Source organism: Jatrophihabitans sp. (genome assembly GCF_051960575.1).
In the GTDB taxonomy this organism is placed as follows: Bacteria; Actinomycetota; Actinomycetes; order Mycobacteriales; family Jatrophihabitantaceae; genus JBQCEE01.
In genome coordinates this window covers 1-7,853 of the sequence record NZ_JBQCEE010000316.1, presented here as the reverse complement: position 1 = coordinate 7,853, position 7,853 = coordinate 1, and the positions used below count along the sequence as shown (strand labels likewise).

At 74.9% G+C, this 7,853-nt stretch carries 6 protein-coding genes and 2 pseudogenes; 3 read left to right on the top strand and 5 right to left on the bottom strand.

The features are described from left to right. Together ACTHMS_RS17485 and ACTHMS_RS17480 are read right to left on the bottom strand one after the other, a co-directional pair. Positions 1 to 228 (bottom strand): annotated as a pseudogene (locus tag ACTHMS_RS17485) (hypothetical protein); the annotation flags it as partial. Between the two features lie 62 nt (positions 229 to 290). After that, positions 291 to 1,442, bottom strand: coding sequence for a cation:proton antiporter (locus ACTHMS_RS17480; RefSeq protein ID WP_440307937.1), 1,152 nt, complete (start codon positions 1,440 to 1,442; stop codon positions 291 to 293). 129 nt (positions 1,443 to 1,571) lie between these two features. Between ACTHMS_RS17480 and ACTHMS_RS17475 the strand changes: the two genes are divergently transcribed. Beyond that, a complete protein-coding gene (locus ACTHMS_RS17475; RefSeq protein WP_440307936.1) occupies positions 1,572 to 2,855 on the top strand; it encodes a S53 family peptidase in 1,284 nt (427 codons plus the stop codon). Positions 2,856 to 2,972: 117 nt separating this feature from the next. Here the strand turns inward: ACTHMS_RS17475 and ACTHMS_RS17470 are convergent, their stop codons facing one another. Next, positions 2,973 to 4,211 carry an APC family permease gene (locus ACTHMS_RS17470; protein WP_440307935.1) on the bottom strand — a complete coding sequence of 413 codons (1,239 nt, stop codon included), beginning with the start codon at positions 4,209 to 4,211 and terminating at the stop codon, positions 2,973 to 2,975. Positions 4,212 to 4,249: 38 nt separating this feature from the next. Between ACTHMS_RS17470 and ACTHMS_RS17465 the strand changes: the two genes are divergently transcribed. Together ACTHMS_RS17465 and ACTHMS_RS17460 are read left to right on the top strand one after the other, a co-directional pair. Continuing rightward, the gene (locus tag ACTHMS_RS17465) at positions 4,250 to 4,699 is read left to right on the top strand and encodes a flavodoxin family protein (protein ID WP_440307934.1); all 450 of its coding nucleotides are present in this window, start codon (positions 4,250 to 4,252) and stop codon (positions 4,697 to 4,699) included. Between the two features lie 45 nt (positions 4,700 to 4,744). Continuing rightward, positions 4,745 to 5,752, top strand: coding sequence for an alpha/beta hydrolase (locus ACTHMS_RS17460; protein ID WP_440307933.1), 1,008 nt, complete (start codon positions 4,745 to 4,747; stop codon positions 5,750 to 5,752). 97 nt (positions 5,753 to 5,849) lie between these two features. Here the strand turns inward: ACTHMS_RS17460 and ACTHMS_RS17455 are convergent, their stop codons facing one another. Together ACTHMS_RS17455 and ACTHMS_RS17450 are read right to left on the bottom strand one after the other, a co-directional pair. Further along, positions 5,850 to 7,220, bottom strand: coding sequence for a pyridoxal phosphate-dependent decarboxylase family protein (locus ACTHMS_RS17455; protein ID WP_440307932.1), 1,371 nt, complete (start codon positions 7,218 to 7,220; stop codon positions 5,850 to 5,852). A gap of 41 nt (positions 7,221 to 7,261) precedes the next feature. Beyond that, a pseudogene (locus ACTHMS_RS17450) lies at positions 7,262 to 7,853 on the bottom strand (DNA polymerase Y family protein); the annotation flags it as partial.

Below are 7,853 nucleotides of genomic sequence, written 5' to 3'. Positions count from 1 at the left end.
GGCGGGACGGAAGAAGCCGCCGCAGTCGCCGCCTGCGGCGACCTGGCCGAAGACGCCGAGTGACAGCCGGGCCTGCTCCTCGACCGCGAAGTGGACGAGGTCGTGCGGCACTGTGGCCCAGCCGGGGGCGAGCCGCACCGGCACGTCGGGTCCGACGTCGTGGCGGCCGTCGCGGCGGACGCCGATGCGGTAGCTGCGACCGTCGATGCGCTCGAAGATCACCCGCATGTTCGAGACGGTATGCCCGCATGCAAGGCATTTGGAAGGGTCGGCGGCGTGGCGCGAGCCGATCACGGCCCGGGTGCGGCATCCGGGGTTCTGGCGCGGCGGGCCGCGACGGCGCCGGCCGCCACCGACGCGCCGATCGTGATGACCGCGCCGAGCAGGATGGCGCCGGCCTCGCCCGGGCGCAGCAGGTGCAGCGAGCCGCCGATGGTCGTCGCGGCGATCGGCACGCCGACCTGCGCGGCGGCGAGCGCGGCGAGCGGCAGCGGCTGGCCGAGGGCGCGGGCGGCCGCGTGCGCGAGTACGGCGCCGAGCCCGAGCGCGACGCCGAGCACCGCGGCCGAGGGGTGCACGCCGAGCTGCCGCAGGTCGACCGAGGCGCCGAGCCAGACGAAGAACAGCGGGCCGAAGAAGCCGTCGGCGACCGCGAAGAGCTGGCGGGCCAGCCGCCGCGGCTCGCCGATGCGCGCGATCGAGAGCCCGAGGGTGAAGCCGGCGAGCAGCACCGACACGTGCAGGCGCACGGCGACCGCCGCCAGCGCGAACAGGATGATGAGGTTGATGCGCAGCTCGAGGGCGAACTTGCGCTGCTCCGACAGCCGGTGCACCCGCCGCCGCACACCGCGCAGTTCGAGGTCGCGCAGCACCGCGAACAGCACCGCGGCGGACGCGATCACGACGACGCTGCCCAGGGCGGCACGTCCGGCATGGTGCGGGTCGATGACCAAGGGCAGGGCGACGATGCAGGCGGTGTCCGCGATCGCGACCTGCGCGATGAGGGGCAGCACGGCGTCACCGGTGAGTCCGATCGACTGCACGATCGGCAGCACGAGCGCGGCGGACGACGACGCGAACAGCACTGCGTACAGACCGCCGTGGTGCGTGCCGAACAGGGCTGCGACCAGGAAGCCGAGGCCGGCGGCGACCGCGCCGACCAGCAGCACGCGCACGACCCCGCCCCGCAGTGCGCCGAGCAGGCGTGCGTCGCGGGCCGGCACGTGCGACCCCGCGACGAACATGACGAGGGCGAAGCCGACCTGGCCGAGGAAGGTGAACGTGCGGTCGCCGGCGTGCAGCAGGCCGACCCCGGTGACGCCGAGCAGGCTGCCCGCGAGCAGCTCGCCCAGCACGACCGGCAGGCGCCAGGCCTCGCGGGCGCTCAGCAGCGGGCCGAGCAGCCCGGCGACGCCGATGACCGCGAGCGTCCCGAACCCCACGAGCAGGAGTATGCCGAGCCGGCTGCTCGCGAACCGTGCCCGTCACAAAACACGGACATAACGGACCCGATGTCATCCTGTCGGGGCGGTAACCAGCCGTACCAGTCGCTCGCGCCCGCAGGAGCTGCCGTGCCCGTCCCTCGCAAACCCCGAACCCTGCTCGCGCTGGCCGCGGCCGCGCTCGGCGTCGTCGCGCTCGTCGCGGCGCCCTCACCGGTAGGGGCCGCACCCCAGCCGCTGCTCGGCGGCGTCGTCGACCTCGGTTGCGCGAATCCCGCCAGCCGGCTGCTCGGCAAGCTGCTGCCCGCGGCGCACACGTCGGTCGCCGGTCAGCTCACCTGCTTCGCGAAGGCTCGCACCTTCGCCGGGCAGGCCGGCCCCGCCATCACGTCCGGCCCGGTCGGGTTGAAGCCGGCGGACATCCAGTCGGCGTACAAGCTCGCGGGGCTGTCGGCGTCGGGCCGCACGGTCGCGATCGTCGACGCCTACGACGACCCGAAGGCCGAGGCCGACCTCGCGGTCTACCGGAAGACGTTCGGTCTCCCGCCGTGCACCACGGCCAACGGCTGCTTCAAGAAGGTGAACCAGGCCGGCGCCGCCGGCCCGCTGCCGGCCGGTGACTACGGCTGGGCCACCGAGATCACCCTCGACCTGGACGCGGTCTCCGCCGCCTGCCCGAGCTGCTCGATCCTGCTCGTCGAGGCCAACTCGGCATCGATCGACGACCTCGGCACGGCGGTGAACACCGCGGCCCGGCTGGGTGCGTCCGCCATCTCGAACAGCTACGGCGGCAGCGAGGACGCGACGATCACCGCGACCGACCACTACTACAACCACCCGGGCATCGCGGTGACGGTCTCGTCCGGCGACTCGGGGTACGGCGTCGAGTACCCGGCGTCGTCGCCGTACGTCACCGGCGTGGGCGGCACGACGCTCACCAAGGCGAGCAACGCCCGCGGCTGGACGGAGGCCGCATGGTCGGGCGCCGGCAGCGGCTGCTCGGCGTACGAGCCGAAGCCGTCGTGGCAGCACGACAGCGGCTGTGCGAAGCGCACCGTGGCGGACGTGTCGGCCGACGCCGACCCGAACAGCGGCCTCGGCATCTACGACACCTACAACAGCTGTGGTAGCAGCGGGCTCTGCGACTTCCTGATCGGCCTGGGCGTCGTGCAGGGTCTGGACGGCTGGGCGCAGGTCGGCGGCACGTCGCTGGCGTCGCCGCTCGTCGCCTCGGTGGCGGCGCTGCACGGCGGCTCGTACAGCCCGTCGCTGCCGTACGCGAACACCGGCTCGCTGTTCGACGTGACGACCGGCTCGAACGGCTCGTGCGGCGGGTCGTACCTGTGCACCGCGCGCGCCGGCTACGACGGACCGACCGGTCTCGGCACCCCGAACGGCACCGGAGCCTTCTAGCTCGCGCATCCCAAGATCGGGTGACGGACCTCAAGATCAGGTGACGGCGAATTCGCCGTCACCCGATCGTCCGTTTCGTCACCCGCCGGTTCGACCCGTCACCCGTTCGCGTTTCCGTCACGAGTTGGCCGAGCCGCGGCGGCGGGCCTCGACAACGACGAACGACACCGCGCCGAGGACGAGGGCGGCGAGGCCGGTGAGGACGTCGGCGCCGGGGAGGGCGAAGGCGAGGACGACGCAGCCGACCAGGCCGAGCGCCGGGACGAACCGGTGCCGGGGCGCGGGGGAGAGCGTCCAGGCCGAGGCGTTCGCCACGGCGTAGTAGGTCAGCACGCCGAACGACGAGAAGCCGATCGCGTGCCGCAGGTCGAGGGTGGCGGCGAGCACGACGACGATCACCCCGAGCACGGCGACCGCCACCCGCGGGGTGCCGCCGTCGACCCGCCCGACCGGCCCCGGCAGGTACCCGTCGCGCGCCATCGCCAAGGACGTGCGCGAGACGCCGAGCAGCAGGGGGACCAGCGAGCCGGCCGCGGCGAGCGCCGCCCCGACCTGGACGATGGGCGCCGCGCCCGACCAGTCGCCGGCGCGCAGGGCGACACGCAGCGGCGCCGCCTGCCCGGCGACCGCCGCCGGTCCCACGGCCAGCAGCACGCTGACGAACACCGCCGCGTAGGTCACCACCGTCGTGCCGAGCGCGATGCGCACGGCCCGGCCGATCGTCCGCTCGGGGTCACGCACCTCCTCGCCCAGCGTCGCGATGCGGGCGTAGCCGGCGAAGGCGAAGAAAATCAGCCCCGCGGCGGTGAGCACGCCGTGCGCGCTGCCCCCGGGGAACGGGTGCAGGCGCGAGGCCGACGGTGATCCCGCGCCCAGGCACGCCACGACGACGAACGCCAGCGTCAGCAGCACCAGTGCCACGATCACCCGAGTGACCGCCGCCGACTTCTGCACCCCGCCCGCGTCGAGCGCGGCGGCCACGGTGACGATCGCCACCGCCGCGACGTGCGGGTGCGCCGGCCATGCGTACGCACCGAACGTCACCGCGATCGCGGCACAGCTCGCGGTCTTGCCGACCACGAACGCCCACCCGGCGAGGTGGCCCCAGAACGGGCCGAGCCGCTCGCGTCCGTAGACGTAGGTGCCGCCCGAGCGCGGGTACCGGGCCGCCAGCCGGGCCGACGAGTCGGCGTTGCAGTACGCCACGACGGCCGCCAGCACCAGGCTGATGAGCACCCCGGGCCCGGCCACCCGCGTCGCCGGCCCGAGGGAGGCGAAGACGCCGGCGCCGAGCATCGCGCCGAGGCCGACGACGACGGCGTCCTGGGTGCCGAGGCGGCGTTCGAGCACGGTCACGCCGACGACCCTGACATGCGCAGGTGAACACTGGACGCATGCCCTCGCTGCTCGTCGTGCACCACACCACGTCCCCGGCGACGCAGGAACTGCTCGAGGCCGCGCTGGCCGGCACGCGCGCCGAGGGCATCGAGGGGGTCACCGTCGAGGTGCGCGCCGCGCTCGCCGCGACCGCGTCGGACGTGCTCGCCGCCGACGGCTTCCTGCTCGGGACGCCGGTCAACATCGGCTACATCTCCGGCGCCCTCAAGCACTTCTTCGACCAGGTCTACTACCCGACGCTGACCGCGAAGGCCGGTGCGCCGTACGGCGCGTGGCTGCACGGCAACAACGACGCCACCGGTGCGCTGCGGGCGATCGAGTCGATCACGCAGGGGCTCGGCTGGCAGCGCGTCGCCGCGCCGGTCGTCGTCACGGGCGCGATCGACAAGGACGCGCCCGAGGCCGTCTGGGAGCTCGCCGCCACCGTCGCCGCGCACCTCGCCTGATCGCCGGACGCCCCTGCGGAGGAACCGCCGAGTACCGTCGGAACGATGGCGACCGAAACACGGGCCCGCGCCGACGTCCGCCGGCGCGTGCTCCAGCAGGCCCAGCGCAACACGTTCCGTGCGTTCGAGCTCTACGCGCAGGGCGTCGGCCGCCGCGGCCGGATGAACCGGGTCGAGGTCGAGGGCATGCGCCGCATGCTCGAGTTCCAGCTCAGCCGGCCGATGTTCCGTCCCGACCCGTCGACCCGCCTCGAGCACGTCCGGGCCGACTTCACCGACGCCACCGGACGCCATGTTCGCGGCGAATGGGTCGAGCGTGAGGTCTCGACGCGCGGCGAGTGCGTGCTGCTGTACGTGCACGGCGGCGCGTTCGTGTCCGGTTCGCCGCGCTCGCACCGGGGGCTCACGTCCGAGCTCGCGCACCGCCTGCAGCGCTCGGTCTTCTCGGTCGACTACCGCCTCGCGCCCGAGCACCCGTTCCCTGCGGGCCCGGACGACGTGCTGCGCGCCTACGCGTGGCTGCTCGCGTCCGGCGTGCCGGCGGCGCGCATCGTCGTGGCGGGTGACTCGGCCGGCGGCCACCTCTCGCTCGGCCTCACCCCCCGCGCGCTGCGCGCCGGACTGCCCGCCCCTGCCGGCGTCGTCGCCTTCTCGCCGGTCGTCGACCCGACCATGCGCGTCAGCGAGCAGCGCGAGCGTGAACTCGGCCGGCGGCTGCCGGTCATCGACGCCCGCACCGGACGCGCGGCGATGAACTGCTTCTACCGCGGCGACGCCGAGCACTCGCCCGAGGTGCAGCTGCTGCTCGACGACCTCTCGGTCATGCCGCCGGTGCTGATCCAGTCGAGCGCGGACGAGATCCTCGCGGGCGACGCCGAGGCCTACATCGCCGCCCTGCACGCCGCGGGCGGCGCCGGCGACCTGCGCCTGTGGCCGCGCCAGACCCACGTGTTCCACATGGGCTTCCGCGTGTCGCGCTCGGCCCGCGAGGCTCTCGACGACGTCGAGACGTTCGTCGCGAAGGTCGCCCCCAGCCCCGCCGCCGCCGGCTGAGCGTCCCCCCCGGTATCCCCCCGCCCGCGTCCGGCGTCCCGGAAAATGAAGCCGCACCCAAGGTGGGAGTAACCCGGACCGCGTTGATCAAGCGACGTCAGCCGGCGGCGGCGCGGGCCACGGCGGCGACGGAGCGCGCCACGTCGTCGGCGTCGGTCGACCAGTTGCTCACCGAGATGCGCAGGACATCGCGTCCGCGCCAGCGCGAGCCGGACATCCAGGCGGCGCCGTCGGCGATGAGCCGGGCGGTGACCGCGCGGGTGCGCTCGTCGTCGCCGAACGCCAGGCAGACCTGCGTGTAGACGACGTCGTTGAGCACCTCGACGCCCGGTACGGCACCGATGCCCGCGGCCAGGTCGCGCGCCCGCGCGGCGAGCCCCTCGACGAGCCCGGCGACACCGCGGCGTCCGAGCGAGCGCAGCGCCGCCCACACCGGCACGCCGCGGGCACGGCGTGACAGTTCGGGCACGGTCTCGAGCGGATCACCCGCGGCGTCGGCGATGAGGTAGCTCGCGTGCACGCCCATCGCCCCGCGCAACGCCGCCGGGTCGCGGACGATCGCGATGCCGCAGTCGTACGGCACGTTCAGCGTCTTGTGCGCGTCGGTGGCCCACGAGTCCGCCCCCTCGACGCCGGCGGTGAGGTGCCGCAGCGACGGGGTGGCGGCGGCCCAGAGCCCGAACGCGCCGTCGACGTGCACCCACGCGCCGTGCTCGTGGGCGACGGCGATCGCCTCGGCCAGCGGGTCGAACGCGCCCGAGTGCAGGTTGCCCGCCTGCAGGCACACCAGGGTCGGCCCGTCGCCCGCGGCCAGCGCCGCCGCCAGCGCGTCGACGCGCAGCCGGCCCTGCTCGTCGGCCTCCACCGCCTGCGGGCGCCCGAGCCCGAGGTACCGCAGCGCGAGGTCGATCGTGTCGTGCCGCTCGGCGCCGACGAGCACCCGCGCGCGCGGCGCGCCCTGCAGCCCGTCGGCCTCGACGTCCCAGCCGGCGCGTGCGAGCACGGCGTGCCGCCCCGCGGCGAGCCCGGTGAAGTTGGCCATGGTCGCGCCGGTGACGAAGCCGACGTCGGCGGACGCGGGCAGCCCGAGCAGATCGAGCAGCCACGCTCCGGCGGCCTGCTCGATCGCCGCCGTCGCGGGCGTCGCGTAGCGCAGGCCGGTGTTCTGGTCCCACGCGCTGGTCAGCCAGTCGGCGCCGAGCGCGGCAGGCAGCACGCCCCCCATCACCCAGCCGTAGAAGCGTCCGGAGTTGATCGCCATGAGCCCGGGACGCGCCGCGTCGAGCTCGTCGACGACCGCGGCCGGTGCCACGGGGTCGTCGCCCAGCGGTCCGCCGAAGACCTGCAGCCACTCGTCCGCCGAACCCTGCGGACCGACCGGTCGGTCGGGCACCTGCTCGAGCCAGCTCGTCGCGTGCGCCACTGCGCGGGCGAGGGCGGCGGAGTACTGGCCGGCGTCGGCGCTCATGGCGGCCATCCTGGCACCGGCCGTCGGGCGGCGACAGGTGGTCAGTCGTAGATCGCCTCGACCTGCCACTGGCCTGCGGGCATCGTCCCGCTCACCAGATAGGCGCGGCCGCGCACGTCGACGACCTGGCAGCGCACGACGCTGCGGGCCGACTCGGGGTTCCACCACCGCTCGTCGACCGGCCACGGCCCGGCCCAGCCCTGCACCGCCACCGGCTTCTCGCTGCCCAACCCGAACAGCGCGGGCGGCGACGGCATCGCGCCCCGCGGCGTGACGACGACCGGCCGGCGGTTCGCGTCCAACACCTGGGCCGGACGCGGGGGATCGAGCAGCACCGACGGCGCGGGCGCGGGCAGCTGACCGGGCCACGGCTGCTCGGGCGAGCGCATCGGCTCGGGGTCGTCGCCCCACGGCACCAGCCGCGTGCGCTGGGCGGGGTCACGCCCGCCCTCGAGCACCGGCGCGAGCACCGAGCCGTGGCCGAGCAGGGTCTGCACGCGCGCGAGCGCCCGCGCGGCGCGGTCGTCGCTGTCACCCCGCGCGCCCCACAACGCCTGTTGATTCGCGCCGGTCGGCACGACCTCGATCGGCACCAGCCGCACGCGAGCGACGCCGCCGGTCGGGCGGTGCGCG